The 1,596-nt window shown below is 59.0% G+C and carries 1 protein-coding gene and 1 pseudogene; both read right to left on the bottom strand.

All coding sequences use genetic code 11. The features are described from left to right. Positions 1–279: 279 nt before the first annotated feature. Positions 280–765 (bottom strand): flavin reductase family protein, encoded by a 486-nt coding sequence (locus L9Z73_RS30225; protein WP_247408611.1) that lies wholly within the window; start codon positions 763–765, stop codon positions 280–282. A 490-nt stretch (positions 766–1,255) separates the two neighbouring features. After that, positions 1,256–1,596 (bottom strand): annotated as a pseudogene (locus L9Z73_RS30220) (sarcosine oxidase); the annotation flags it as partial.

The following is a 1,596-nucleotide window of genomic DNA, read 5'->3' as shown; positions in this document are numbered from 1 at the left end:
GTATTGCCAGGCCAGCCCGCGACTGTTCGCCATGGGCCCGCCGTTGCGCGGGATGTGGTGGGAGAGCACGGCGGTGACCGATGTGGCGCTTCAGGCCAAGGCGCTGGCGTTGAAACTGACAAACATCTGAATGTGGGAGGGGGCTTGCCCCCGATTGCAATGGGTCAGTCAATTCTTGTGTCACTGATACACCGCTATCTCCCGATAGCGGTGTATCAGACACAGGTTTTTAGCTGAACCACCGGGGCAAGCCCCCTCCCACAAAGTTTTGTGTGTGGCTTAGGCTGGCATGGGCAGGGCGCCCATCTTGCCGTGGCAATACACCAGTGGCGCGGCGTTCTGCCGGGGCACGATGAGGTTCTTCACCGAGCCGACCATGATCGCGTGGTCGCCGCCTTCATACTCGCGCCACAACTCGCATTCGATCACCGCCGTGGCATTCGCCAGGATCGGGTTGCCCAGCTCGCTGAGCGTCCATTCGATGCCTTGGGCCTTGTCCTTGCCCTTGCGCGCAAAGGCATAGGCTTCGGTTTGCTGCCCGCCGGAGAGCACGTGGATGGCAAAGCGTTTGTTCTTGATCAACACCGGGTACGAGTCGGAGCTGTAGTTGGGGCAGAACAGCACCAGCGCCGGGTCCATCGACAATGAACTGAAAGCACTGGCGGTCAGCCCGACGATTTGCCCGTCGTCATCGAGCGTGGTGATCACGGTGACCCCGGACGGAAACGAACCCATCACTTGTTTGTAGATAGCGGCATCGATCATGGGACGGTCCTCGGCGGTGGGGCGGTTTTTATATGTTTGTAGGTATGATGGTATACCGTAATACAAAGCATGCAACTGCTTTTTCAAGCGCCCGATGAACGTCAGTTCTTGGTCTTTTAACCAATAAATGCTGGGGTAAAGGTGATAAATGGCTATTGGCCATGCATCACATTAGCAGATCAGATAAGCGCCAGAACTACGGATCAGTCTTGTGAAAAAATTGGGCTGCGTGTGGGGCTGTCGGGCGTGGTCCTCATCGGTTGCTGCCTGGTGGCGCGTCAGCGCACGCAGGCTATACCGACTGAAGACGGCGATCTGTCTGATGCGCCGTGATTCAAATGTGGGAGCGGGCTTGCTCGCGAATGCGGTGAATCAGTCGCTAAATACAGTGACTGACACTCCGCATTCGCGAGCAAGCCCGCTCCCACATGTTTGACCGATATCGGCATGAGATGCCCATTGGTTCCTAGGCCACGGGGGCACGCATGCTTCATCTGCTGTGTAGGCCGTTCCCGCCAAACTCCTCCAACGCATCCATTAACGCACCTTCGAAGTAGTCCTTCGAGGCGCGGTCCCAGAGGATATGGAACGCTGGCGCGTCCACGCTTCCCGAGTGGATGACGATCACATTGATCCGCGCTGCCGCCGTCTGCGCCACCGCCCCCGGCTTGAAGGCCGGAAAACTGAGGTCGACGCCGCACAGCTTGGCCATCACCTGGGCAATCGCGCCGCCGCTGAGCAACACGCAGGCGTGACTGTCCTGGCGCGGCAGCAGGTAGAGGGCGCGGTGGTCCAGTTCCCAGCGCGCCTTTTCATCGGCGATGCGCTGGC

This window comes from Pseudomonas emilianonis (assembly GCF_023072625.1).
GTDB lineage: Bacteria > Pseudomonadota > Gammaproteobacteria > Pseudomonadales > Pseudomonadaceae > Aquipseudomonas > Aquipseudomonas paraveronii.
This window is presented reverse-complemented; position numbering and strand designations above follow the sequence as displayed.

What these genes read in the sequence shown, in the direction of transcription:
- L9Z73_RS30225 (WP_247408611.1), bottom strand. Translation starts at nt 765, where the DNA reads ATGATCGATGCCGCTATCTACAAACAAGTGATGGGTTCGTTTCCGTCC.